This window comes from Ectobacillus funiculus, from assembly GCF_004138295.1.
Classification (GTDB): domain Bacteria; phylum Bacillota; class Bacilli; order Bacillales; family Bacillaceae_G; genus Ectobacillus; species Ectobacillus funiculus.
In genome coordinates, this window is sequence record NZ_SCFM01000012.1 from 243,412 (window position 1) to 269,179 (window position 25,768).

Sequence of the window (25,768 nt, forward strand, 5' to 3'; positions counted from 1 at the left end):
GCTGTTTACTTTACTCGTCCCAGCGGGCCTTTTGCAACTGTTATGCTTTTGAATACATATATTGCCCAACGAGCAGTTTTGCTACATGGGTAAACATCTCTTCCCGATCTATATACCCATTCGTAAAAATACCAATTGCGCCCTCACTGCTGCGAATATCTCGACGTTTCGTATAATTATCCATAATTTCACTTAGCTCTTTTCCAGAAAGAAGCGGATGCAAAAATTCATCAGGTAATTGTATACGTGCTCCTCCCGCATAAAACATTTCCCCGTGACGAGTCACAAGCGCTCCCCAGTTGCATAAAAACAGACCTCGTCCTGTTTCAAGCACACCGCCTTCTAGGCCGATTGCAACATCAGCATCTGTTTGTTCCAAGGCATTTCTAGCCCGATTCACAGCACCCTGTAATGTCTCCTCATCAGAAAATGGTTGATCAGCTACACCAGACAAAGCAGGAACGGAGACAAGTGTTGCTTCTGGAAACGCATTCCGTACCGCACCCGTTTTTGTTTTATTTGTAGAACCTACTGCTACCTTCATCCATCGTTCCTCCGTTTTTAAAACATCAGTAATGCTTACTCTTCTATTACTTGCTCCGAATCGTTTCAAGTGTTGTACGATCAGTTGCTTTCACAAGCTTTACAAGCAGCTCCTTTGCTGCGGCGTAGTCATCTACGTGCATGATTGATGCATGTGTGTGGATATAACGAGCACATACACCAATTACACCAGACGGAACACCAGAATTGCTAGTATGAACGCGCCCCGCATCTGTTCCACCTTGCGAAACAAAATATTGGTACGGAATCTGATTTGTTTCCGCCGTATCCAAAATAAACTCAACCATTCCTTTGTGCGTAACCATGGAGCGATCAAAAATACGTAAAAGCGCTCCTTTCCCCAACTGCCCAAACTCCTTCTTATCACCGGCTGCATCATTTGCCGGACTTGCGTCAAGGGCAAAGAAAATATCAGGCTGGATCATATTTGCCGCTGTTTGCGCACCGCGAAGACCAACCTCCTCCTGCACAGTCGCACCAGAATACAGCACATTTGGCAACTTATCATTCTGTACCTCTTTTAAAAGCTCGATCGCTAAGCCGCATCCATAACGATTATCCCATGCTTTTGCAAGAATTTTCTTGTCGTTTGCCATTGGCGTAAACGGGCATATCGGCACAATTTGCTGTCCTGGCTTGACCCCGAGAGCCAGCGCATGCTCACGATCATCGGCTCCAATGTCGATGAGCATATTTTTTATATCCATTGGCTTAGCACGCATCTCATCACTTAAGATGTGAGGCGGAATGGAGGCAATTACGCCAATAATCGGCTTGTCATCGGTTATAATTTGTACACGCTGCGCAAGTAATACCTGACTCCACCAACCACCGAGCGGTTGAAAGCGAAGCATGCCATTTTTCGTGATTTGCGTCACCATGAAGCCAACTTCATCCATATGACCGGCTACCATCACACGAGGACCATTTTCATCGCCCTTTTTCACGCCGAAAACACTGCCCAGACGATCCTGAAGGATTTCATCGGAATATTTCTTAAGCTCTTCCTTCATAAAGCGGCGAACACTGTGTTCAAACCCCGATGCGCCGGGAAGCTCCGTTAATGTACGAAATAGATTCAACGTTTCTTGATTCATCAAATGACCTCCTCTTTTTGATTAGGGTGAAGAAAACTCGCCGATTAGCGAGCTATTAGAAGCGTAGCGTAGTTGCACTACACTTTATTTCTAAAATTCCTTGCTGCGTTGAACTCGCTTCTAGCTGAAAATTTATACCTTCTTAAAGTGCAAGAAAGCAAAACGAGACGATTCCACTTTTCCCATAGGATACTTTTTCCTATATACTCTGATTCTTATTGTAGCGAAATTCTACAAATGTCGCTAGTTTCTTCTTTTTTTGAGGATTTTCGATTATACTTGATAAAGAATACTCGCCGACTGATGAGCCGTTAGGCGAAGACAGAGGCGTAGTTGCACTTACACTGTATTCCGACAATTTCCGACTACGTCGAATTGACTTCTAGCCGGAAATGTATACTTTCCTACAGTGAAATAAAAACCATTCTGTTCAATAGAGGTGGAAGCGATGAATTGGAAAAGCTTGCTCATCGGTATGGGCTTAGGTGTAACTGCCGGATATTTCGCAGCAGTAAAATTGCAGCAAGGCAGTCATCTTTCGTCCGAAAAAGCATTGCACATGGCAAAAAAATCATTTGAAGATAAAGGTGAAATTACAGGCTCTTGGATTCACATGGTACCAGAGGTGTTAGAACGCTACAATTTAACATACGACGTGTATCGCGGTGGCATTACAGCTCTCATCGACGGTATGCAGGAACGATTTGAATTTTTAGTAGATGCCAAGACAGGAACAATTTTAGAAGTAATTGAAGACTAAAAAACTTGCCAACTGGCGAGCCCTGCCCTTGGGCGAAGACGAAGACGTAGTCGCACTTATACCGTATTCTTAAAATTTCCGACTACGTCGAATTCGTCTCTAGGTGGAAATGTATACTTTCTTACAGTGAAGTAAAGTCCTTCTTATAGGGGCTTTTTATTTCCCTCTGCTTCCACCTTTTCCGTTAGCACTCCTTCTCTATCCCACTTAACCGCACGGTAATAATAATCGTGATAAAACGTAAACCAAGCTTTCTGTTCTACACCATATGATATCCATTGTTGTTTCTGCGAAATGGATGTCATTGGATAATCATCATACGCCATAACCCAAAGAACATTTTGATGCGCATGCGTTGGCAATAAGTCCCCAAGATGCAGTAATATTTCTCCCTTGTCCTGCACCAGCACAATTGCATGTCCATCACTATGACCTCCTGTATGCACCATACGTACCTGCTCTGTAATCCTAATATCCTTTTGAAATGTTTGCACCTGATGCACAATTGGTTCCCAGTTCTCTCTCCAATATGTATTTCGTGAACGAATATTCGGACCGCGCATTTCGTTCCATTCAACCTCTGATACATAAATCCTTGCATTCGGAAATACTGACGTTAATTGTCCATTTTCCTTCTTTGTTAAACCGGAGGCATGATCAAAGTGCAAATGTGTCATGAGAACAATATGAATATCCTGAGGTGTTAATCCAAGCTTTGAAAGGGATTCACTAACAGCAGACTCTGCGGTTACCCCTTGATTCCGCTTCATTTTGTCGCTCATTTTATCATTTCCAATTCCCGAGTCAATCAACATATTCCCGTCTTTTGTTTGTAACAAAATTGGATCTGTGCGAAGCGGAATTTGATTTTGTTCATTATATTCGTACTTGCGTGACCAAAGCGGCTTTGGCACCACCCCAAACATCGCTCCACCATCTAAGTTGCTCCGCCCGCCTGTAAGCCATGTGACACTGATTTCTCCTATCTGCATTGTATCCATGTTACCACTCCCCTTTTCCAGTAATTGTAACATACCTAAAAGAAGTTATTACACAACAAAGCAAAAAACCTGTGCTTCATAGCACAGGTTCATTACGAAATCTTGCTTCTACGCGATAAATACGATTTCCTTTACTTGAGAATTTCTCTTCATACTCCGTCATAATATTACCTTCAAAATCGCTGTTATGCAGATCAAGACTAATATAGTGCAGCAGCATGCCATACTCCGCAAGACTCATAAGAGAATATTCAAACAATCCTTGGTTATCCGTTTTAAAGTGAATTTCTCCATCCTTTACCAGCACTTGCTCATAATTTCGCAAAAACGATTTATGCGTTAAACGCCGTTTTTCATGTCGAGCCTTTGGCCATGGATCAGAAAAATTCAAATAGACACGATCAATTTCTTCACTTGCGAAAAATACAGTTAAATCCTTCGCATCCTTATTAATCAGTTTCAAATTCGGCACTTCTTCATCAATCAGCTTTTGTAAGGCATCAACAACCACACTTGAAAATTTCTCAATACCGATATAATTAATATGGGGATGTGCTTTTGCCATTTCATAAATAAAACGACCACGCCCTGTCCCAACTTCGATGTGAATCGGATTATCATTTCCAAAGAGTTTTCCCCAGCTGCCTTTATAAGCCTCTGGATCGGCAATTACAAATTGCGGATAAGTTTCAATCATTTCCATTGCATATGGTTTATGTCTAAGACGCATCAGTATTCTTCCCTTCTTAATCCAACAAATAAAGAAAACTCGCCGACTAGCGAGCCCTGCCTTTGGGCGAAGACAGAGGCGTAGCCCTACTTATACTGTATTCCTAAAATTTTCGACTACGTCGAATTCACTTCTAGCTGGAAATTTATACTTTCTTACAGTGTAAAAAACCAAGTACACGCGCACTCGGTCTTTCTCTCGTATAAAACAAACAGCAATCACGGAAACTACAAAGGAACAACAAGCAAAGCAGACACAGCTGAAGTTTCTCCCACAGTAAACGGTTCTTCCCACAGAAAGACACTTTTTCTGTTTATAGAGAAGATGCTTTTACAAAAAGGGGCTAGACCGAGTCCGCTAGACAAAGCCCCAAATGTTCTACTTTCTTATTCTTTTACAAAAGGATGTGTTGATATGCCTCTCAACCATGAGCATCAAATGACTGTATTAAAAGACATTCTAACAAATCATCAGTGTGACTGCTGCGGAACTATAGCCGAATGCGAACAAATGGAACGCATTATCAAGTCACTCATGACAAACGACAATGTAGCTGACGATACAAGAACTATGCTGAACGACGTCTATTATTATAGCCAATCAGGAAAATATTCTCCTGATTTAGATCAGCATATTTCGAATCACCAGAATGAACTTTCTCAATGGATTTCTGGAATAGATAGCCTATCCTAAAAGGAGCGGGAGGCTAGGAGGCTTTCTAAGTAATCATGCCAATAGGAAGCTTCCTCCTGCTTCCCCTTTGTTGTATACCACTGCAGAGATATAATAGACTGAGCAATAACGTACCATTCCATACGGCGTAAAAGTGAGTTCGTCATCTCAATGTCATAATGCTTCAGCCATGATTTCCATTCACTTTGCGGTACATACCAGTATAACAGCATCCCAATGTCTAAAGCAGGGTCTGCAATAACTGCTCCGTCCCAATCAATTAAATACAACTCATCATCATCAGATAATATCCAATTGTTATGGTTGACATCACAATGACAAACAGCAAGCTCCTCATGTGCAACCTCCGCAAGCGAACTACGCAAATATTGAAGCCCTTTTTGTACAGCGCCCTTCTGGCTCACCTTCTCCTCTAATATAGAGAGGAGCTCGTTTAAAATATCGTTAGCAAGAAAAGGCCTCTTTCCAAGCTTTTGAATCATTTGCAGCAATGCTTGAGACGAGTGAATTTTTTGTAACAAAAGCGCTACACTCTCGTTCTTCATTTCTGCAGACTCCAACTTTCTCCCATTTAGCCACGCTTGGGCGGATATTACATCTCCATTTGTCATTCTCTTTGTCCAAAGTAACTTTGGAACAATGCCTTCAGCCGAAAGCACGGCAAGAAAAGGTGACGAGTTCCGCTTTAAAAACAGCTTTCGTTCCCCCTGCTGAGCAATATATGCATCACCTGTCGCTCCGCCGGCCGGTGTCACCTTCCAATCTTCTCCTAACCATTGTTCCAACCATTTCATGTTCATTACCCGCTAACAATTCCTTTTGTTGTAGTGAATTTCCGATCCATCTCTTCCTTACTGTCTCTATCACGTTTATTATTTCACACCCTGTATACGGTACAAAATATAATTGATGATCAGTACTCGTACAGGATTGCAATTTCAAAAATATAGCAGACAGCTCTACTCCTAAGTAAAGATTCCCTTGTCATTCTATGATGCTTTACAGTCCATAAATGAAGCAAGCATACAAAATAAAGAGACGCCCGAGCTGCTCTTTCCTCTATAAAAAAAGAGAGAGCTATTATGGTATTATGACCAAAATAGCTACCTTCATCAATTCTACCTGTATTACATTCTTATCGTCAAGTAGCGATACTACATTTTCGCCAAGACATAGGCGCTAACTGGTGCAACTGCAAATTCTTCTCCCTCATGACTAGTAATAGGAAGAGAACCTGATTCGGTCTCATTGACAAGCACCTGCCATTCTCCCGTACTCGGCAATTTCACTACCTTTGGATCCACACCCGTATTAAATAACACGAGAATCTCTTTCCACTGACCAAAGGCAGCCACATCATGTAAGTGATATAAGATAATAGGTGCAGGAGCAGCTAAGAAAGAACAATGCTTTTGAATAAGCTTGGTTGATGCAAAACGAAATGCGCCGTGTGACCTGCGTAAACGAATTAGTCCTTTTACATATTCAACTGCCGCACTATTTTGATCTTTTCGTTTCCAATCAATCTGATTAATATGATCTGGAGAGTTATAGCTGTTTTCAATCCCTTGCTTTGTGCGATAAAACTCCTGACCGGCGTGTAAAAATGGAATGCCTTGCGATAAAAGGGTAATGGCAGTTGCAAGAAGATGACGGTGCTTGCGCAGCGCTTCTGACTCCTCTCCATTACTTTGAGACAGTTTATCCCACATCGTATGGTTATCATGTGATTCCACATAATTAACAGTTTGTTCAGGCTCAGCAAACAAATCCGTGTCGTGCGGCTGCAATGGGACACTTCCTCTAATTACTCGCTTAACCTCATCTAGATGATTGCAATTACCAAATGCATAGCCCTGGTCAAAGATCGAAAAAGTACTCCCCTTGATGTAATCCCGAAATCGATCATTAAAATGCGCAATTCGCGGCATATATTTGGCATTTCCCAAGGTTGCCTTTTGATCAGCAGGAAGCGGTGTATTTAAGTCCCAACCTTCCCCAAGAATTAAAACATCGGGTCGAATGGCATCAACAACGCGGCGGACTTCGTTCATTGTCCCCCAATCCAAAATTCCCATTAAGTCAAAGCGAAAACCGTCTACGCCGTATTCCTGCAACCAGTACTGCACAGAATCCAAAATAAATTTACGAACCATACGCCGTTCAGATGCAATATCATTCCCCACCCCTGTTCCGTTTGAGGGCATGCCATTTGCATCATGACGGAAGTAATATCCTGGTACAAGCTTCTCAAATGATGATTCCTCGCGTATATATACATGATTGTATACAACGTCCATAATGACCCCAATACCGCTTGCGTGCAGAGCTTCAATCATTTGTTTTAATTCAATGATGCGGCTGTACGGATCAGCTGGATTTGTTGCATAGCTTCCTTCTGGCGCATTAAAGTGGAGAGGATTGTACCCCCAATTATATGTTGCCTTAGGATTTTGCTCATCCACTTCTCCAAAGTGGTTAAACGGCAGCAGCTCTAAATGCGTAATTCCAAGCTCCTTCAAATAGGAAAGACCTGTTGTTGTCCCTTTTGTGCTCATCGTTTGCGTCTCAGTCATGCCTAAATATCTTCCTTTTTGCAGGACTCCGCTATCTGGATGAACTGTAAGGTCTCGAATATGTGCTTCATAAATAATAGCATCTGTAAAATTAACAAGGGACGGGCAACCTATTGTTTGCTTCTCTCTTGTTCTTTCCATATTTATAACGACTCCATGCTCTCCATTAGCTGTGATTGCTTTTGCATATGGGTCCGTTACCTCGCGCCACACAAGGTTAACACACACGACAAAAGTATATCGCGCACCCTCCCAGTCCCCGGAAAGTCTATAGCTCCAAACCCCATTTTCTCTGCGAGTCATATCATGATCAATGTACCCATCCTCTTTATACACACGCAGTTTCATCAAAGAAGCTGGAGGAGACCACACCTTAAATATACTTTCTTGTGCTGTATAGGTAACCCCTAGATCATCTCCGTCATAATAATACGCCTCATCAAACTCCTTCGTACGAATAACAGCGCCAATTTGCAAGTCTGTCTCATTTTCCCGATCATCAATTACAAGGTAAGGCGTTCCAATCTCGATATACTCGCTTGCTTTGCATTCATACTTGGTAAAGCCGGGAAGATTGTGTACGTGTATTACTTGAAGCTGCCATTCCTGCTTTCCCTTCCGTAGGAGAAATTGGCTAGAAACACCGTACGAGTGCGGCAGTAATACAACAATATAGTCCATACCGTCTAAATACGCCTCAAATAGACGTTCAATCTTCAGCATACCGTGCTCACCATCCTTCCCTTCGTTCTCCAAATTTATATTACTTCTTCAGTCTGCCAACTTCTATGCAATACCAATACAAAAAAAGAGAAAAAATTTCCCTCCGGGGTGAGGAACACCCAGAAGGCTTCCATGAATCAGCTTCGCTAAAGCCGCATGTTTTGTAAGCAAGTCATTGTACTCTTGGAACAAAACGAGTCGTGTTCCACTTTCTTATTTGTAACAGTATATTCACATTTTAAGTAAACGGTTTCAAGATTCAGACAGAAGGATACTAAAAATCTCCTCATACTTTGGCGTCCGTTGCAAATGACTTTTGTATAATGTAATTTTCTCAACCAAAAATGATAGCTCATGGTTTTTTCGCTGCTGCAAGTCTGTTAATGGATATTCGCCGCGCCATCTTCTCGCTAGTGTAATATGGGGACGATACGGACGTGTTTCAAGTGAAAAGCCAAGAGCTTCACAAAAATTGTACACTTGTTTTTGCAAAGCAAACAGCTCAGGCGGATGCGTAATCCCAGCCCATAAAACCCGAGGACGTTCAGCTAACCCGAAGGCTCCAATTCCTTGTACAGTAATAGAAAATCTTCGATTGATAGAAAGCTGCTGCATCTCCTCCTGTATACGAGATAACAAGAGGGATGACACCTCTCCTAAAAATACGAGTGTAATATGATAATCGTCATGGTGCACCCATGACTGAAATGGAAGCTCCTTTTGGTGCTGCTGCCTCCATGCCTCTAAAGCATCCTTCACCGTTTCCGGCAACGAAACAGCAAGAAAGTAATGTGACTTCATCATGCACTCTCCTTTCTTTCTAGCCCTTCCTCTATTTGTTTTGTTCGCGCCGCTTCTAGCAGAAATACTAATAGACCGCCCATTGTTAAAATGAAGTAAGCTAAGTATACGCTTTGGATTCCAAATCGGTCTAGCAGGAAACCGCCGATAAACGTACAAAACCACGCCCCAACCCCTCCGCCAGCTGTGGCATATAATGATACAGCTGTGGATTGCATGGAAGGCGGAGTCATATCCCGAACATACTGTAAGGCAGTTGGAATAAATAAACCGACCGATATCCCTTGCGAAATTGTCGTTGCATATATAATTGCTAAAGGAGGCTCAAAAAAGTATAATAACCAGCGCAGCGCGGAGACTGAAGCAGCAAGAATAAGGATTCGATTCATGCCCGCCTTCTGAATCCAATACGCTGCCATTCTCATAAACGGAGCTTCACTGCCAGCGGCCAACAAAAATGCAAAACCGATACCGGTCATCGTCCCCCCTAGCTCTGAGATAAGCAAACCAAGGTATGTATTGCTTGCTTGAGATGGGCCGAAAATTAGAAATGTACACACTAAAAACACAGCAAACTCACGCTTCTTCAGCAACGTTTTCGCACCCTCTATAATATTGGCGCGAAGGGGTGTTCCCTGCTTTGGCAAAAGCCCTGTTAATAACGCTGCCATAACCCAAACAAAAGTAAATATGTAGAAAATTACATGAACACCGAAATAATCCGTTGCTTTCCCTGAGATTAATACGGCTGCTGCATAACCAAGCGCTCCATACAAGCGAATGGCTCCATAATTGCCGCCCACCCTTTGTACGTAACTGAGCGTAATGCTATCTGAAACAGGTATAACACCGCTTTGTCCAAATGCAAGCAAAACAGCAATGAGAAGCAGTAGTGGATATACTACGGTCATGGAATACAAAAAAGCCATCCCTGCAGTCACAAGCAGCGTTAAAAGCAGAATTTGCCGGGGCCTTTGCGTATAATCACATAGCATTCCCCAGAGTGGCTGAGCAAAAATCATAATCACCGGACCAATGGACATAATATTTCCGACTTGTACACCCGATAAATGCACATATTCCTTTAAGTATACCCCAAGTAACGGAAACAATGCTCCTAGACCAAAGAAAACAACAAAATAATATAAACGAAATACGTTTCCGACATTTCGCTTTTCCATCTGTGTAGAGATATTCATATTTCTTCCTCCTTATCAGAAAAGCGGACACATCCCTAAAAAATGTCCCTTTCCCACGCTATAAAGCAAAAAGAAGCCCGCTCCCCTTCCCGGAGAGCGGTATGCTTATCCTTTAAAAAAGCATAAATTTCTAGCTAGAAGACAGTTCGACGTAGTAAGAAATTTTAGGAATACAGTATAAGGGCAACTACGCCTCTGTCTTCGCCTAACGGCTCGCCAGTCAGCGAGTTTTCTTTATTTCGCCAATTCATAAATCGCTTGTGCATAAATAGCAGTTGCCCTTAGCAAATCTTCAATCTCGATATACTCATCTTTTTGATGCGCAAGTTCTTCCTTTCCCGGAAATAGCGGTCCAAACGCTACACCTGCTTGTAGTGAGCGAGCATACGTCCCTCCACCGATTGCCAACAGCTCAGCCTTTTCTCCCGTTTGTTCTTCGTATACCCGCTGAAGTGTCCGCACCAACACATGCTCTTTATCTACATGATGCGGTTTAGAATCAGAGATATCTCGTACTCCAAAGCCTTGAGCTCCTACAGAGTTACGTAAAACTTGCAAGGTATCCTTTAAATCTGTCGTAACTGGATAGCGAATATTAAGACCGCATGTACCTCCTTCCTCCTTTCTATAGGAAAGAAGACCAACGTTAACAGTTAAGTCACCAGTAATATCATCGTTATACTGTATGCCTAAATGTATACCTCTAGTATCACTTCCAAAAGATCGGGAAACAAAACGTACGAAAGCAGCACCTTGCTTATCCAATTCGTGTTCTGCTAAAAATCCTGCTAAACGCACACCTGCATTCTCACCTTTTTCTGGAGTTGATCCATGTGCGGAACGCCCGGTTAACTCAAGCTCTACCTCATCGCTGCTCATATTTGCTTTCCCTCTGTATCCCGCAGACTGCAGCCACGCTTCATATACAGCAGCAAGCTGCTGCGCTTGTTTTGTTTGTACTATTGCCTTCGCATAATCTGGTACCATATTCAGTCGTCTGCCTGATTGGAACGATAAAAGTACATTTTCCCCATCAGTAGGGGAGGGCTGCTGCGCTAGATAGAGATCGCAAATACCTTTTTCCGCATTAATGATTGGAAAATCCGCATCCGGGGCAAATCCCATCGTCGGCATTTCCTCATGACGAAAATAATGCTCTACGCAGCGCCAATGGCTTTCCTCATCTGTACCCAAAATCATTCGAATGCGCTTTCGCAAAGGAAGTCCCAGCTCCTTCACAATCTTCATCGCATAATAAGCAGCCATCGTTGGACCTTTATCGTCAATTGCACCACGCGCATAAATATTACCGTTCCGAATGTCAGCGGCGTATGGATCACTTTTCCATCCATCTCCCTCAGGTACTACATCTACATGACATAATACACCGATTAACTCCTCGCCTTGCCCCATTTCGATATGACCTGCATAACCATCCAAATCCTTTGTTACAAAACCATCCTGCTTTCCCTTCTCAAGCATAAATGAAAGAGCCTGAGCGATACCTTCTCCAAAGGGAGCACCATCACCCTTGGTTGTTTCGTCAAGAACACTTTTCACGCGTAAAAACTGCTGTGTATCGTCAATTAAACTCTGCTGCTGCTTTTGCACCTCTTCTAACCAATTGATACTCGACATCCTACTCACCTCTTCATTAATCTAAAACTATTAACTAAATATATTCCTTTTACGAAATCAAACAAAATACCGTAGAAATATATAAAGAGATCAAATTATTTACAGTCCAATATTCCCCAAAGAAAATAAAGGATTTCCTCATTTTTTGTAGAATTTTTGCTTATATGTATGGAAAATCATAAAAAATATTCTGTGAGCATTACACAACATACCTTTTCCATTTTCGATAGACATGTTAAAATCATGTTAAAATTACATTAGTAAGAGCATGAATTTTAGTAAATAGAGTACAATGGAAATAAATAGTTCTCTTTCTCTGTTGGTCAATAAAAAATTCGTAGAGGAGTGGTTTTTTGAAACTCACAACTTCTCGTATGCTAACAAGGATTAAGTCAATTTACATGTACATTAATGAAAAAGGTACTGTTACCACACAAGACCTTGTGGATGAATTCGGTATTACCCCTAGAACGGTACAGCGCGACTTAAACGTGCTGGAGTTCAACGAGCTCGTATACAGCCCGACTCGGGGGAAATGGACAACAACAGGAAAGAGAGTCAAATTAACATCTTAGCAAATAACGCGGTATATACATACCCCTTTCTATAAAATAAATAGAAAGGGGCCTTCTTTGTGAGGATAGGAACATATATCTTTTGACAACCATTGCCTAGCCCTCGACTACTCCTGTCTTCAGAACAAGCTATACCTCTACGCGGTATTCCTTTAGCTGCTGCACTTCCTCATCCGTCAGCTCACGATATTCTCCAAGCTCTAAATCGCCAAGCGTAAGCGGGCCCATCTCAGTACGCTTCAAATATGTTACCTTTTTTCCGACTGCTTCAAACATACGCTTTACTTGATGAAACTTCCCTTCTGTGAGGATAAGTTCAATTTCCGACGTTTCCCCACGCCGCAAAATCGTGAGTTCTGCTGGCTTTGTTTCGTAACCATCATCAAGCACAACTCCTTTTCGAAACGCCTCGATATCCTCCTCTGTTACCCGACCGTGCACGTGCGCATAATACTTTTTCGGAACATGTTTTTTGGGAGAAAGGAGCTGGTGCGATAAATGCCCATCATTTGTGAGCAGCAACAAGCCTTCCGTATCAATATCCAAACGTCCAACAGGAAATGGTTCAAAAATCAAATCCCCGTGCTCAAGCAAATCAATCACGGTCTCATGAACATCATCCTCTGTTGCTGAAATCACACCTGGCGGCTTATGCATCAGCAAGTAAACAAATTCTTTATATTCGACAACTTCACCGTGTACCGTAACCTCTTGCTCATTTACATCAACATGCTGCTTCGCATCCTTTACCGGTACACCGTCTACCTGTACCGCCCCATCCTTTAACAGCTTTTTTACTTCTTTACGGCTGCCATAGCCCATATTAGATAAAATTTTATCAATTCTCATTCTGTCACCTTCTTTATGCTTATCAATATGAAAAACGGATCTAGCCTGCTTTGCTCCTATAATAAAGAAAACTCGCCGATTGGCGAGCCCTGCTCTTGAGCGAAGCCAGAGGCGTAGTTGCCCTTATACTGTATTCCTAAAATTTCCGACTACGTCGAATTCACTTCTAGTTGGAAATTTATACTTTCCTACAGTGTAAAATATTCCCCAGCATCAAAAGCATTTTTGCCTTTTTATGTTGAGGAATATCTTACAGAAAGAGGCTGGTTTAAAGAAAACAGAGGCGTAGTTGCCCTTATACTGTATTCTTAACATTTCCGACTATGTCGGATTCACTTCTAACTGAAAGTTTATACTCTTACAGTGCAAAAAGAAAGCTTATGCCCCTTTTGCCTTTATCTTAAATCTTCTTCCAAATCTCTGTTTTAGTCTATCCAAAAGCTCGTCCCCAAATATCCGCTGCAGCATGCCCGTCCGAATCGCCAGGAAACCATAGACAGCTACACCAATGATTGCCCCCGCTGCAACAACAACAGCAGCTGCAAGCTGACTTTTGGAATTTCCAAACAGCGGTGACAATCCCCATTGCACAAGCTTTACAACAATTGTCATTACGCCACTTAGAATAGCTATCTGGAATATCCGTTTATACACGAGCGTAAAATCAAAGTTTGCATACTTACGAATCTGTACATTTGTATACAAAATGGAGACCAAAAAGCCGATGCCCGTACTGAGAACAGCACCAACAGTTTCGAAATATCGAATCAATACAAGATTCCCAATCAGCTTTAACGAGATACCAATCGCAAGTGCGATAATAGCATGCCTCTGCTGATTGATTCCTTGCAAAATAGCAGCTGTTACAGAAAATAAAGCAAACAGCATCGCCACTGGTGCATACCACATCAAAATCTGACCGCCAAGCTCACTCGCACCATAAAACGCACTATAAATAGGATACGCTAGCGCTGAGATACCAACCACGGCAGGAAACGTGACAAACGCATTGATTTGAAAAGTTTGCGAAATTTGTTTTTGCAGCAAGGCAGCATTGCGCTCTGTAAACGATTTGGTAATCGTTGGGACAAGCGTTAAGCTAAAAGCAGTTGCGAGTGAAACAGGAATCATAATGAGCTTGTGCGTCCACATCGTGAAAATACTGTAGGCCGCTTCAGCAATTTTCCCTTCACCAATTGCCAGCATCATGCGGTTAAAGGTTACAGTATCCACAGCCTGATATAATGGAATCGTCAAACCAACCACCACATATGGAAGTGCATAGGCAAACAATTCCTTAAAAAGCTGGCCTGTGCTCACGCTAGACGGCTGCACTGTCTGAGATTCCAGCAATCGGTCTAAGTGCGGCTTTCGCTTCTTCCAATACACTAGCAATACGCCAAGTGCCCCAAGCGCTGAAATAAAGGCAGCGAACGTCGACACACCAATGGCAGTAGCGACAGTACCGTGCAAAATTTTAATTACAACAAAGCTGCCGCCAAGAAGGATTACGATACGGATAATTTGTTCAATAATTTGCGACACAGTCGTCGGTCCCATAGACTGATGACCTTGAAAAAATCCGCGAATCAAGCTGGCCGCAGGAACAACAAGAAGTGCAAAGCTGACAAGACGAATAATTAGCGTTACTTCCTCCACTGTATTCTCCAGGTTCCCATTGCCAAGAAACGCCTTAGCAAACAGCGGAGCCGTTATGTAGAGAACAGCAAATGAAAGAATTCCCATCACGATCATCAGCTTCATACCAGAACGAAACATTCTCCTGCTTGTTGCGTAGTCGCCAAGTGCATTATATTTCGAGATGAATTTGGCAACCGCAAGCGGTACACCCGCCGTTGCAACGCTTAAAAAAATAGTATACGGGACATACCCATAATTATATAGGGCGCCGCCATTTGTGTGTACTAAAGCGTGAAACGGAAATACATAAATCATACCTAAAAACTTTACTAAAAACGTTCCAAGCGTCACAATAAGCGTGCCGCGCAAAAACTTCGAATCGGACATCAAAAAAGCCCCCTCATGCATTCTAACCCTAGTATTGTATCACAATTGCTGTTAGTTTCTAAAGACAGGCCTCGTTTTTCTTTCATTGTAGGAAATTTTCGAAATACAGTATAAGGGCAACTACGCCTCTGGCTTCGTCCAAGAGCAGGGCGTCAGGCGGCGAGTTTTCTTTAAGAAATTTACATGTCCCGTATCATAATTTTTTTGTTGCATAATAAAATAAAGCAAATCACTCTCTTTTGAAGGGAGGGGGAAGGTGTGGAGAAAACACTGAAGATTGATATTACTGAAAAAGTAACAGCGAAATTTAAAGGAGAATATTTGGAGTTATATTCTCATAAATTTAGAATTGGCAAGTTTTATATACATGCAGACAAGAAATATGATTTAGAAGAAGGATATATATACGAAAACGGAAGATTTTATCGATTGATTCAGACGCGTCGTGATAGAAATCATTCAGAAGAAAGCAGTGTAGGATGGTGCTGAGATGATTCGGGTGAAGATATTTGACGAAGGTCATGAAAAAGATTTAGAAGAATCAGTGAATGTATTTTTAAAGAAAATAGATGAGGAGAATGTAGTAGATATTAAATATCAGGTTGCAGTTTGCAATAATGATGAGGAGAATCAAATCTACTGTTTTTCTGCTATGATTGTATACAGAGCCTAACAATCCGTTAGGCTCTCTTTTCATATTTTAAGAAAATATAAAATTCCAGATCAAAGCAAATTCGACGTAGCGAGAAATTTTAGGAACAAAGTATAAGAGCAACTACGCCTCTGTCTTCGCCCAAGGGCAGGGCTCGCCAATCGACGAGTTTTCTTTACAAGATAAGAAAGTATAACTTTTCGGGGGGATGTCTAGCCCCCAAGACCCGCCTTTCTTATTTGGCATACCGCGCTGCAGATGTACCTGCAATTCGTCCTGTTACGAGTGCTGCGGTAATGTTGTAGCCTCCTGTGTAGCCGTGAATATCAAGAATTTCCCCGCAAAAATATAAGCCATTCATCAGCTTAGAGGCCATTTCTTTTGGAGAAATTTCTTTGACTGACACGCCTCCTCCTGTAACAAATGCTTTTTCTAAGGACTGTGTACCATTTACAGTGAACGAAAAACCTTTCAAGTCCTTTATAATGCTGCGAATACTTTCAGTTGACAGCTGTCCGGCAGCATGTGCTGGATCAATATTGTTTTTCTCAAGCAAAAAGAGAAGATATCTTTCAGGCACGTGGCCCTTTAACACATTTTTGATTCCCTTTTTCGGTTCGTTCTTAATTTGCTGGATAATGCGCTGGAATAACGGTTCTTCTTTTTCCTCCGGCAGTGCATCAATCCGCATCATTACTGTCTTTGTTTGAAATTTTTTCATGGTTTTTACTACATATTGGCTGCAGCGGAGAGCCGCTGGACCAGAAATACCGAAATGTGTGAAAATCATATCCATCACATGTGTTTTGACAAGTTTGCCTTTCGGATCTACTACGCTTAGAGCAACATTTCGGAGGGAAAGTCCTTGCAGACTGCGATCTTGAATAAACGGTTCGCTGGACGTAATCGGCACTTCTGTCGGAAACAGCTCCGTAATCGTGTGTCCCGCTGCTTCCGCCCAAGCATAGCCGTCTCCAGTAGAGCCTGTATGAGGCACTGATTTACCGCCGACGGCAATGACAACGTGCTTCACAGGGATTACTTCGCCTGTTTGCAGTATAACTGCTGCTGTTTGTCCATTTTCATACTGTACAGTTTGGACAGGCGTATTTATACGAATCTCAACCTGCAGTTCCTTTAACCTGCGCAGCAGTGCATCTACAACAGACTGCGCTTTATCGGAAACAGGAAACATCCGCCCGTGATCCTCTTCCTTTAGATGCACACCAAGCTTTTCAAAAAATGAGATGATATCTTCATTATTAAAAATAGAAAATGCGCTATACAAAAACCGGCCATTGCCGGGAATATGCTTAACAATTTCATCGACAGGAAGACGATTTGTGACATTGCAGCGACCACCGCCGGAAATGGCGAGCTTTCGTCCGAGCTTGTCCCCCTTATCAAGAAGGAGCACCTTCCCCCCTTCCTCAGCCGCGCCAATTGCTGCCATTAAGCCAGACGGTCCGCCGCCGATTACAATTACATCATAGTTCATACGATCACCCTTCATAAGAATTACTGTAAACTAAGCATAGCAGAAAGGAAGGAATAAAGAAAACTCGCCGATTGGCGAGCCCCGCTCTTGGACGAAGACAGAGGCGTAGTTGCACTTATACTGTATTCCTAAAATTTCCGACTACGTCGAATGACTTCTAGCTGGAAATTTATGCTTTCCTACAGTGTAAAGAAAACTCGCCGATTGGCGAGCCCTGCTCTTAGGCGAAGACAGAGGCGTAGTTGCACTTACACTTAATTCCTAAAATTCACACCTACTTCAAGTACAAAAAGAAACGAGCACGCGTCAGCGATACCCGTTTTCTACTAAAAACTCAGCCCGCTGGACAGATCAGACATTTCCCCTTCCTCACTTGATTCCGCCTCAACCTGAGGGGCTTCGTTCAACCTTTCCCTTTCTAAATTACGTACACGTCTTCCGTTCACAAAATCAGCGACAGTCGGACCTAATGCTCCATTATTGGCTTTTGAAGCTGAAAAAGACACATCTCTTTGGCCATCTCTAAATTCAATTGTTCCGTAATTGTTTACAACAATAAACTTTTCAATATATACTCCCATACTTCCTCCTAGTACTCAAAACTCGGGAAGATTCTCCTGCTCCTGCTGAAGATCTATATCTTCCATCTCGTTCTGCGATGTTCCAACAGCTGGGTTCTCTGTACGCCGGCCATTGACAATAACGCCTGTACTATCACCTCCCGAGCCGTTATACTCCTTCGAAACAGAAAAAGGTGCAAAATAGCCCTGGTTTCCAAAATTAATTGAGCCATTGTTATTAACAACCTTTACCTTACGGATTCGCGGTGCCATTCTCATCGCCCTTTCTTTGATCTATCATATTGTATGTCAACAAAACAAACATGGTCCATCCTTCTTACCTAAGGATGGACCACAGACAGAAAAGCAATTTTATCTAAAGAAAACTCGTCGACTGGCAAGCCGTTAGGCGAAGACAGAGGCGTAGTTGCACTTATACTTTATTCCTAAAATTTCCCACCACGTCGAACTCGCTTCTAGCTGGAAACTTATCAGCCCTCTTAAAGTCTAAAAAAAGAAAAACGGAACCTGCTCGTTCCGCTTACTCTGTTTCTCCCTCATATGACAGCATGCCGCCAATCATGTTTACCGTTTTATAGCCAAGATGATCTAAATAACGGCAAACGTTCTCGCTTCGAACACCTGACCTGCAAATGAAAATATATTCATGATCCTTATCAAAAGAATCAAGCTTATTCGGAATCTCTCCCATCGGAATATGGACAGCTTCTGGAATCTTCCCGTACGCAACCTCTTCATGTTCGCGAACGTCTACAAGAAACAAGGTTTCTCCCTTCTTTAGCCGTTGTTCCACTTCTGCCGGTGTGATTGTTTTAACATTCTCCATCTATTTTGCCTCCTTTTGCATCCTACCATCCCATTCTAGCAAGCTAAAGCACTATTGGCAAAGTACAGCACCATATAAATATGCTCTGGCATATACTTGTCCCTATATAACATATCCTTTAGCTGTAAAACACCAAGAAAACTCACCGAATGGTCTCCCAGCTAGAAACTGATTACTTAAAGCACAAAATAACCCATCACCGCAGCGTGATGGGCCCTTCTCACCAATTATTTGTTTTTAGCCTGCTTTTTAATTTGTGTTTGTTTGTTGCTTGAAAAATTTGAAGAATCATCAAAGTTTGGTTGCTTTTGACCACTGTTGTTTTTCTTGCTCATGCGAATCCCTCCTTCTTGTAGGTTCATATGTATGATTTGCAGACAAGGCCTCTTATATGTAGATAAGCAAGATAAGTTCTTCAAATGTAAAAAGCGGTTCCCTGTTATAGAGAACCGCTTCATCCACTAAGCATAGTTATGAAAGCACTTATTTGCTTTTATAAAAAATTATGCATACTTGTTACAGACATAAACGAATTAATTTCCATTTTTCTTAGTTTGCAACAATATTAACTAGCTTGCCCGGAACCGCAATAATTTTGCGGATTGTTTTGCCCTCGATTTGTGTTTGGACTTCGCCAAGTGCAGCCTCTTCCATTTGCTGCTTTGTTGCATCCTTTGCGAGCGTTACCTTGCCACGCAGCTTACCATTCACTTGGACGATGACTTCAATTTCATCATCAACAAGCTTACCTTCATCATAGGCCGGCCATGTTGCGTACGTAATGGATTCCCCATGTCCAAGCTTCTCCCACAGCTCCTCAGCCAAATGCGGTGCAACTGGAGATAATAGCTTCGCAAAGCCCTCAGCATACGCCTTTGGCAGTGTTTCTGCTTTGTAAGCTTCATTAATAAACACCATCATTTGTGAAATCGCCGTGTTAAAGCGAATGCCTTCGTAATCCTCTGTAACCTTTTTCACTGTTTGGTGATATATACGATCCATCGCTTTATTTTGTTCTGTTGTAACCTTCTCGCTTAGTGCCCCATCCTCTTGAACGAATAAACGCCATACGCGATCCAAAAAGCGGCGTGCGCCGTCAAGACCTGTTTCTGACCAAGCAATGGACGCTTCCAAAGGTCCCATGAACATTTCATACAAACGAAGCGTATCAGCTCCATGACTTGTTACGATATCATCCGGGTTTACAACGTTGCCCTTCGATTTACTCATTTTTTCATTGTTTGAACCAAGAATCATACCTTGGTTGAATAACTTTTGGAACGGCTCCTTCGTTGGTACAACGCCAAGATCATACAAAAATTTATGCCAGAAACGAGCATACAATAAATGAAGAACCGCATGCTCCGCCCCACCGATATAAATATCAACAGGCAGCCACTGCTTCAACTTTTCTGGATCAGCCAATTGCTCACTATTATGCGGATCGATATAACGTAAGTAGTACCAACAGCTTCCGCCCCATTGCGGCATCGTGTTTGTTTCACGGCGGCCTTTCTTGCCTGTCACCGGATCTACAACGTTCATCCACTCTTCAATATTCGCAAGCGGTGATTCGCCTGTTCCAGACGGACGGATATTTTCTGTTTTTGGCAGTACAAGCGGCAGCTCTTCCTCTGGTACTGCTGTCATTGTCCCGTCCTCCCAATGAATCACTGGAATCGGCTCACCCCAATAACGTTGGCGGCTAAATAACCAATCGCGTAGACGATACGTTACCTTCTTCGTACCAATGCCTTTTTCCTCAAGCCATGCGATCATCGCTGTAATCGCTTCTTCCTTATTCAGACCATCTAAGAAATCGGAATTAATATGCTTGCCGTCTCCTGTATATGCTTCTTGTGATACATCTCCGCCTTCCACAACTGCTCGGATTGGCAGATTGAACTTCTTCGCAAATTCGTAGTCACGTTCGTCATGCGCCGGCACTGCCATAATAGCGCCTGTTCCGTAGCTCACAAGCACGTAGTCAGCAATCCAAATCGGCATCTTTTCGCCATTTACCGGATTTACCGCATAAGCACCTGTAAATACACCCGTTTTATCCTTTGCAAGATCAGTACGTTCTAAATCACTCTTCGCCTTCACTGCATCTAAGTACGCTGCAACCGCTTCTTTTTGTTCAGCTGTTGTAATCTTCTCCACTAGTACGTGCTCTGGTGCCAATACCGCATAGGTTGCACCAAACAATGTATCAGGGCGAGTAGTAAATACCGTAAATTGTTCCTCAGCTCCATCTACTCCGAAGTTCACCTCAGCCCCTTCAGAACGTCCGATCCAGTTACGCTGCATATCTTTTAAGCTTTCTGGCCAATCCAATTCCTCTAAATCCTCAAGCAACCGGTCCGCATAAGCTGTAATTTTCAGGATCCACTGTTTCATCGGACGACGCTCGACCGGATGACCGCCACGTTCACTTTTTCCATCAATAACCTCTTCATTGGCTAAAACAGTTCCAAGTGCCGGACACCAGTTTACAGCAACCTCATCCACATAAGCCAATCCCTTTTCAAACATCTTCAGGAAAATCCATTGTGTCCATTTATAATACTCAGGATCCGTCGTATTTACTTCACGATCCCAGTCATAAGAAAAGCCAAGAGACTTAATTTGGCGGCGAAACGTGTTGATATTTTTCTCTGTAAATTCCGCTGGGCTATTTCCTGTATCAAGCGCGTATTGCTCAGCAGGAAGACCAAATGCATCCCATCCCATCGGATGCAGTACATTATAGCCCTGCATACGCTTCATACGGGATAAAATATCCGTTGCCGTATATCCTTCAGGGTGACCGACATGCAGGCCAGCTCCAGACGGATACGGAAACATATCAAGTGCGTAAAATTTTGGTTTGTCTGTCTCATCCGGCGTACGGAATGTTTTTTGTTCCTCCCAATACGCCTGCCACTTCTGTTCTATTTCTTTATGGTTAAAGCTCACAAATACATCCTCCAATCGTTTATTCCATTATAACAAAAAAAATGCAAAAAACCCCTCATCCCCAAAGGGACGAGAGGTTGTATTCCCGCGGTACCACCCTAATTAATGTAAAAACATTCACTTAGCTCCTTAACGCGGAGGAACGACAGCCGCTACTTTCTTCACAGCTGCAACTCAAAGGCGAGTTCATAATACCACATAGGATTGACTTGCACCAACCGTCAACTCTCTGTACCTGTATGCATTACTACTGCTCCTTGTCAATGTTGTTGGGTATTTTACATACATCCTATTCTAAAACATCTATGTTGTTCCGTCAAACAGTTCTCATAATGTTACATGGAAATCGCTTCTGCTCACTTTTCTTAACTAAGCATTGTGTATAGCAGCTATCATTATCGATATAAACAGCATAGCCAACAAGCATAGGAATAATACCTGTATTCTAAACAGTTCGAGGACAGTTCCACTTAACTAAAGATCGGTTTTTTTTCGCTTAGACAAAGCGTCTGCGCTGTTAAAGTATGAATTTCGTCCCGAAGCTCTGGATTTTCTATTAGTGACGCACCATAAGAAGGAATCATTTCTTTAATTTTCGGTTCCCACTCTTTCATATGTTCAGGGAAGCATTTTGTTATGAGTTCAAGCATGACGGAAACGGCGGTAGAAGCACCCGGAGAAGCTCCGAGCAATGCTGCTATCGAACCATTAGCGGCACTAACAACTTCCGTCCCAAATTGAAGCGTTCCTTTGCCGTCAGCTTCAGTATCTTTGATCACTTGCACACGTTGGCCCGCTACTACTACATCCCAATCCTCGCTTTTGGCGTTCGGGATAAACTCACGTAACTCTTCCATGCGCTTTTCTTTTGATAACATAACTTGCTGGATCAGGTATTTTGTCAATGACATGTTTTTTGCACCTGCCGACAACATAGTCAAGAGATTATCCGCTTTTACGGAAGTTACCAAATCAAACATTGAACCTGTTTTTAAAAACTTTGGTGAGAAGCCGGCAAACGGTCCAAATAGCAATGACTTTTTATTGTTGATAAATCGTGTGTCAAGATGCGGAACAGACATTGGAGGAGCACCAACCTTAGCTTTGCCGTATACTTTTGCGTGATGCTGCGCTACAATATCCGAATTATTACACACCATAAATATTCCGCTTATCGGGAATCCTCCAATATGTTTTCCTTCAGGAATACCGGATTTTTGCAGCAAATGCAGGCTTCCTCCCCCGCCTCCGATAAAGACGAATTTTGCAGTATGGCGTTCGACAGTACCGCTATCGAGATTCCGCACTTTCAATTCCCATAAACCGTCGCTAGTACGTTTCACATCATTAACACTATGTTTGTAATTTATATCAACATTTTTACTCTCTAAGTGGTCAAACAACATACGCGTTAAAGCGCCAAAGTTGACATCCGTTCCAGAGTCGATTTTTGTTGCCGCTATAGATTCGTTCGATACGCGGTCTTGCATAATAAGCGGAACCCATTCCATCAGTTTTTCCGGGTCATCGGAAAATTCCATCCCTTGGAATAGGGGGGTATTGGACAGCGCTTCAAAACGTTTCTTTAAAAACGTTACATTTTGTTCTCCTTGTACTAGACTTATATGAGGCAATGGTATGATAAAGTCCTGTGGATTACGTATCATCTTGTTGTTTACAAGATAAGACCAAAACTGCATTGAAACCTGAAACTGTTCATTAATTTTTATAGCTTTGCTAATATCTACAGACCCATCCGGTTTTTCAACCGTGTAGTTAAGCTCGCACAGTGCCGCATGCCCCGTTCCCGCATTATTCCATTCGTTAGAGCTTTCCTCTCCTGCGTTTGAGAGTTTCTCAAACACCGTAATTTTCCAGTCTGGTACTAATTCTTTCAGAATTATCCCCAAAGTCGCACTCATGATTCCGGCACCAATTAAGATAACGTCTGTTCTAGTATGTCTATCGCTCATTTTTATCGTCCTTATACCCTAAGATTTGCAGAAAGGGTGTAATCTCCTTGAAAGCTGAACAGTTGGCTCCGCTTTTCGTTACACTGTCAGAAAATATAAATTTCCAGCTAGAAGAAGATTCTACGTAGCCGGAAATTTCAGGAATATAGTATAAGTAGGGCTTGCCAATCGGCGAGTTTTCTTTATACCAAAGGTCCGCCCAGCTCAACAATCTCTTCAGATACGCTTGTGAACTTTTTGAAGTTTTCTTTGAACTTGCTGGCAAGATCGAATGCTTTTGCTCGATAAGCTTCTTTGTCAGTCCAGGTTTGTTCTGGCATTAATACGCCATCAGGAACACCTGGAACATGGAGCGGAATTTCCAGACCGAAGATGTCATCCTTTCCGGTTTCCACATTATCTAATTCGCCGTTAAGTGCTGCTTTCACCATTGCACGTGTGTAGGAAAGATTCATACGCTGACCTACGCCGTATTCGCCGCCGGTCCAGCCTGTGTTCACTAAGAATACGTTTGCATTGTGCTTTTCAATTTTTTCTCCGAGCATTTCTGCATAACGAGATGCGTTAAGCGGTAAGAATGGCGAACCGAAGCATGTCGAAAATGTTACTTGCGGAGAGGTAATCCCCCGCTCTGTTCCGGCTAGCTTACTCGTGTAACCGCTTAAGAAGTGGTACATGGCTTGCTCTTTGGATAACTTGCTGATTGGAGGCAATACGCCGAATGCATCAGCTGTTAAGAACACAATGGTATTTGGGTGTCCGGCAACGCTTGGAAGCATAATATTATCGATTGCGTCAATGGGATACGCGGCACGTGTATTTTCAGTTAGCGATACATCGTTGTAATTGGCAAGTCTAGTATTCTCGTCAATCGTAACATTTTCTAATACAGAACCGAATGTAATCGCATCAAAGATTTGCGGCTCCTTCTCGCGAGATAGATTCACGCATTTTGCATAGCAGCCGCCTTCAATATTAAACACACCGTCATCAGACCAGCCATGCTCGTCATCACCGATTAACTTGCGGTCTGGATCTGCAGATAGCGTTGTCTTTCCTGTACCGGATAAGCCGAAAAATAGTGCCACATCGCCCTCTTCACCTACATTTGCAGAACAGTGCATGGATAAAATATCTTGTTCTGGCAACAAGTAGTTCATCACAGAGAAAATGGATTTCTTCATTTCACCTGCATACTCAGTACCACCGATCAGTACAATGCGCTTTTCAAACGAAACGATGATAAACGTTTCAGAATTTGTGCCGTCAAGAATTGGATCTGCTTTAAATGTCGGAGCAGATACGATTGTAAATTGTGCATCGTGTTTAGAGAGCTCCGCCTCTGTCGGACGAATAAACAATTGATGGGCAAATAAGTTATGCCAAGCATATTCATTGATCACTTGAATGGGAAGACGGCAGCTGTGATCCGCTCCGGCAAAACCTTTAAATACGAAGAGTTCTTCTTTTTCTTGTAAGTGCTCTAATACCTTTGTGTAGAGATGATCAAAGTGTTGTTGGGAAATCGGTTGGTTTACGGTGCCCCAATCCATTTTGTCTGCAGTGGATGCTTCTTTTACAATAAATTTATCTTTAGGAGAACGACCTGTGTATTTACCGGTTGAAACAGAGACAGCACCAGTAGAAGTTAATATTCCTTCTTCTCTCATCAATACTTTTTCCACTAGCTGCGGAACACTTAATTGAACCTGTACATTGCTTCCATGTAATAACTCATGTAATCCAATTTGGGCAGTCATCGTACTCATATCTATACCATCCTTTGTCTTTTTTATAAAAACTCCTATAAATAGTTATCAGGTTATCCCTTTAAATAAGTTGCATATGTTTCTGGCTAGTCAAACGATCTGCCACTAGCTTTACGAGATCAACTACGCGGCAAGAGTAGCCCCACTCGTTATCGTACCAGGCAAGAACCTTGATCTTACGGGTTCCCATCACGATTGTCGATAAACCATCAATAATGGCCGAACTTGGATTTGTATTAAAATCTACAGACACAAGCGGTGCATCGCAGAATTCTAT

General features: G+C 42.5%; 23 protein-coding genes, 1 pseudogene and 1 other annotated feature. Of the genes and pseudogenes, 5 read left to right on the forward strand and 19 right to left on the reverse strand.

The window, feature by feature from the left end; all coding sequences use genetic code 11:
• Positions 1–40 precede the first annotated feature (40 nt).
• Together EP737_RS10165 and EP737_RS10170 are read right to left on the reverse strand one after the other, a co-directional pair.
• Positions 41–544, reverse strand: a complete 504-nt coding sequence (locus EP737_RS10165; protein ID WP_129727857.1) for a DUF84 family protein — start codon at positions 542–544, stop codon at positions 41–43.
• A gap of 46 nt (positions 545–590) precedes the next feature.
• A complete protein-coding gene (locus EP737_RS10170; RefSeq protein WP_129727858.1) occupies positions 591–1,661 on the reverse strand; it encodes a M42 family metallopeptidase in 1,071 nt (356 codons plus the stop codon).
• Between the two features lie 448 nt (positions 1,662–2,109).
• On the opposite strand from EP737_RS10170, the gene EP737_RS10175 reads away from it, so the two are divergent.
• On the forward strand, positions 2,110–2,421 hold the full coding sequence (locus tag EP737_RS10175; RefSeq protein ID WP_129727859.1) for a PepSY domain-containing protein: 312 nt from the start codon (positions 2,110–2,112) through the stop codon (positions 2,419–2,421).
• Positions 2,422–2,564: 143 nt separating this feature from the next.
• Here EP737_RS10175 and EP737_RS10180 read toward each other — a convergent pair whose 3' ends face one another.
• Together EP737_RS10180 and trmB are read right to left on the reverse strand one after the other, a co-directional pair.
• On the reverse strand, positions 2,565–3,422 hold the full coding sequence (locus tag EP737_RS10180) for a YtnP family quorum-quenching lactonase (RefSeq protein ID WP_129727860.1): 858 nt from the start codon (positions 3,420–3,422) through the stop codon (positions 2,565–2,567).
• 76 nt (positions 3,423–3,498) lie between these two features.
• Positions 3,499–4,152 carry a tRNA (guanosine(46)-N7)-methyltransferase TrmB gene (trmB, locus tag EP737_RS10185; RefSeq protein WP_129727861.1) on the reverse strand — a complete coding sequence of 218 codons (654 nt, stop codon included), beginning with the start codon at positions 4,150–4,152 and terminating at the stop codon, positions 3,499–3,501.
• A 414-nt stretch (positions 4,153–4,566) separates the two neighbouring features.
• On the opposite strand from trmB, the gene EP737_RS10190 reads away from it, so the two are divergent.
• The gene (locus tag EP737_RS10190) at positions 4,567–4,845 is read left to right on the forward strand and encodes a YtzH-like family protein (RefSeq protein WP_129727862.1); all 279 of its coding nucleotides are present in this window, start codon (positions 4,567–4,569) and stop codon (positions 4,843–4,845) included.
• Here the strand turns inward: EP737_RS10190 and EP737_RS10195 are convergent.
• The 5 genes from EP737_RS10195 to pepV form a co-directional block, all read right to left on the reverse strand.
• Positions 4,842–5,645, reverse strand: a complete 804-nt coding sequence (locus EP737_RS10195; protein ID WP_129727863.1) for a phosphotransferase family protein — start codon at positions 5,643–5,645, stop codon at positions 4,842–4,844. The two genes, EP737_RS10190 and EP737_RS10195, sit on opposite strands and share 4 nt — an antisense overlap.
• A 354-nt stretch (positions 5,646–5,999) precedes the next feature.
• Positions 6,000–8,144: a type I pullulanase gene (gene pulA / locus EP737_RS10200; RefSeq protein ID WP_129727888.1), complete on the reverse strand. Its 2,145-nt coding sequence runs from the start codon at positions 8,142–8,144 to the stop codon at positions 6,000–6,002.
• A gap of 252 nt (positions 8,145–8,396) precedes the next feature.
• Positions 8,397–8,945 carry an RNA 2',3'-cyclic phosphodiesterase gene (thpR, locus tag EP737_RS10205; RefSeq protein ID WP_205650916.1) on the reverse strand — a complete coding sequence of 183 codons (549 nt, stop codon included), beginning with the start codon at positions 8,943–8,945 and terminating at the stop codon, positions 8,397–8,399.
• Entirely contained in the window at positions 8,945–10,144 is a 1,200-nt protein-coding gene (locus EP737_RS10210) for an MFS transporter (RefSeq protein WP_165350744.1), read from the reverse strand. The genes thpR and EP737_RS10210 overlap by 1 nt, the downstream gene beginning before the upstream one ends.
• Positions 10,145–10,378: 234 nt before the next feature.
• Positions 10,379–11,782, reverse strand: coding sequence for a dipeptidase PepV (pepV, locus tag EP737_RS10215; RefSeq protein ID WP_129727865.1), 1,404 nt, complete (start codon positions 11,780–11,782; stop codon positions 10,379–10,381).
• A 353-nt stretch (positions 11,783–12,135) separates the two neighbouring features.
• Here pepV and EP737_RS10220 point away from each other — a divergent pair, with 353 nt between their 5' ends.
• Positions 12,136–12,357, forward strand: coding sequence for a DeoR family transcriptional regulator (locus tag EP737_RS10220; RefSeq protein WP_129727866.1), 222 nt, complete (start codon positions 12,136–12,138; stop codon positions 12,355–12,357).
• A gap of 129 nt (positions 12,358–12,486) precedes the next feature.
• Here the strand turns inward: EP737_RS10220 and EP737_RS10225 are convergent, their stop codons facing one another.
• Together EP737_RS10225 and EP737_RS10230 are read right to left on the reverse strand one after the other, a co-directional pair.
• Positions 12,487–13,206, reverse strand: coding sequence for a pseudouridine synthase (locus tag EP737_RS10225; protein ID WP_129727867.1), 720 nt, complete (start codon positions 13,204–13,206; stop codon positions 12,487–12,489).
• A gap of 378 nt (positions 13,207–13,584) precedes the next feature.
• On the reverse strand, positions 13,585–15,234 hold the full coding sequence (locus EP737_RS10230; RefSeq protein ID WP_129727868.1) for a putative polysaccharide biosynthesis protein: 1,650 nt from the start codon (positions 15,232–15,234) through the stop codon (positions 13,585–13,587).
• A gap of 258 nt (positions 15,235–15,492) precedes the next feature.
• On the opposite strand from EP737_RS10230, the gene EP737_RS10235 reads away from it, so the two are divergent.
• Positions 15,493–15,723 carry a DUF2553 family protein gene (locus tag EP737_RS10235; RefSeq protein ID WP_129727869.1) on the forward strand — a complete coding sequence of 77 codons (231 nt, stop codon included), beginning with the start codon at positions 15,493–15,495 and terminating at the stop codon, positions 15,721–15,723.
• A gap of 1 nt (position 15,724) precedes the next feature.
• Entirely contained in the window at positions 15,725–15,907 is a 183-nt protein-coding gene (locus EP737_RS10240) for a sporulation protein Cse60 (protein WP_129727870.1), read from the forward strand.
• 214 nt (positions 15,908–16,121) lie between these two features.
• Here EP737_RS10240 and EP737_RS10245 read toward each other — a convergent pair whose 3' ends face one another.
• From EP737_RS10245 to EP737_RS10280, 8 genes and pseudogenes are all read right to left on the reverse strand, one after another.
• Positions 16,122–17,384, reverse strand: coding sequence for a BaiN/RdsA family NAD(P)/FAD-dependent oxidoreductase (locus EP737_RS10245; protein WP_129727871.1), 1,263 nt, complete (start codon positions 17,382–17,384; stop codon positions 16,122–16,124).
• 326 nt (positions 17,385–17,710) lie between these two features.
• Positions 17,711–17,965, reverse strand: a complete 255-nt coding sequence (locus tag EP737_RS10250; protein WP_129727872.1) for a hypothetical protein — start codon at positions 17,963–17,965, stop codon at positions 17,711–17,713.
• A 15-nt stretch (positions 17,966–17,980) separates the two neighbouring features.
• Positions 17,981–18,217, reverse strand: a complete 237-nt coding sequence (locus tag EP737_RS10255) for a spore germination protein (protein WP_165350745.1) — start codon at positions 18,215–18,217, stop codon at positions 17,981–17,983.
• A 268-nt stretch (positions 18,218–18,485) separates the two neighbouring features.
• A complete protein-coding gene (locus EP737_RS10260; protein WP_129727874.1) occupies positions 18,486–18,791 on the reverse strand; it encodes a rhodanese-like domain-containing protein in 306 nt (101 codons plus the stop codon).
• A 549-nt stretch (positions 18,792–19,340) separates the two neighbouring features.
• On the reverse strand, positions 19,341–21,749 hold the full coding sequence (gene leuS, locus EP737_RS10265) for a leucine--tRNA ligase (protein ID WP_129727875.1): 2,409 nt from the start codon (positions 21,747–21,749) through the stop codon (positions 19,341–19,343).
• 62 nt (positions 21,750–21,811) lie between these two features.
• Positions 21,812–22,022 (reverse strand) — a binding site (T-box leader).
• 197 nt (positions 22,023–22,219) lie between these two features.
• Positions 22,220–23,722, reverse strand: coding sequence for a malate:quinone oxidoreductase (locus EP737_RS10270; protein ID WP_129727876.1), 1,503 nt, complete (start codon positions 23,720–23,722; stop codon positions 22,220–22,222).
• A gap of 182 nt (positions 23,723–23,904) precedes the next feature.
• A complete protein-coding gene (gene pckA, locus EP737_RS10275) occupies positions 23,905–25,491 on the reverse strand; it encodes a phosphoenolpyruvate carboxykinase (ATP) (protein ID WP_129727877.1) in 1,587 nt (528 codons plus the stop codon).
• Between the two features lie 61 nt (positions 25,492–25,552).
• Positions 25,553–25,768: pseudogene (locus EP737_RS10280) on the reverse strand (type I glyceraldehyde-3-phosphate dehydrogenase); the annotation flags it as partial.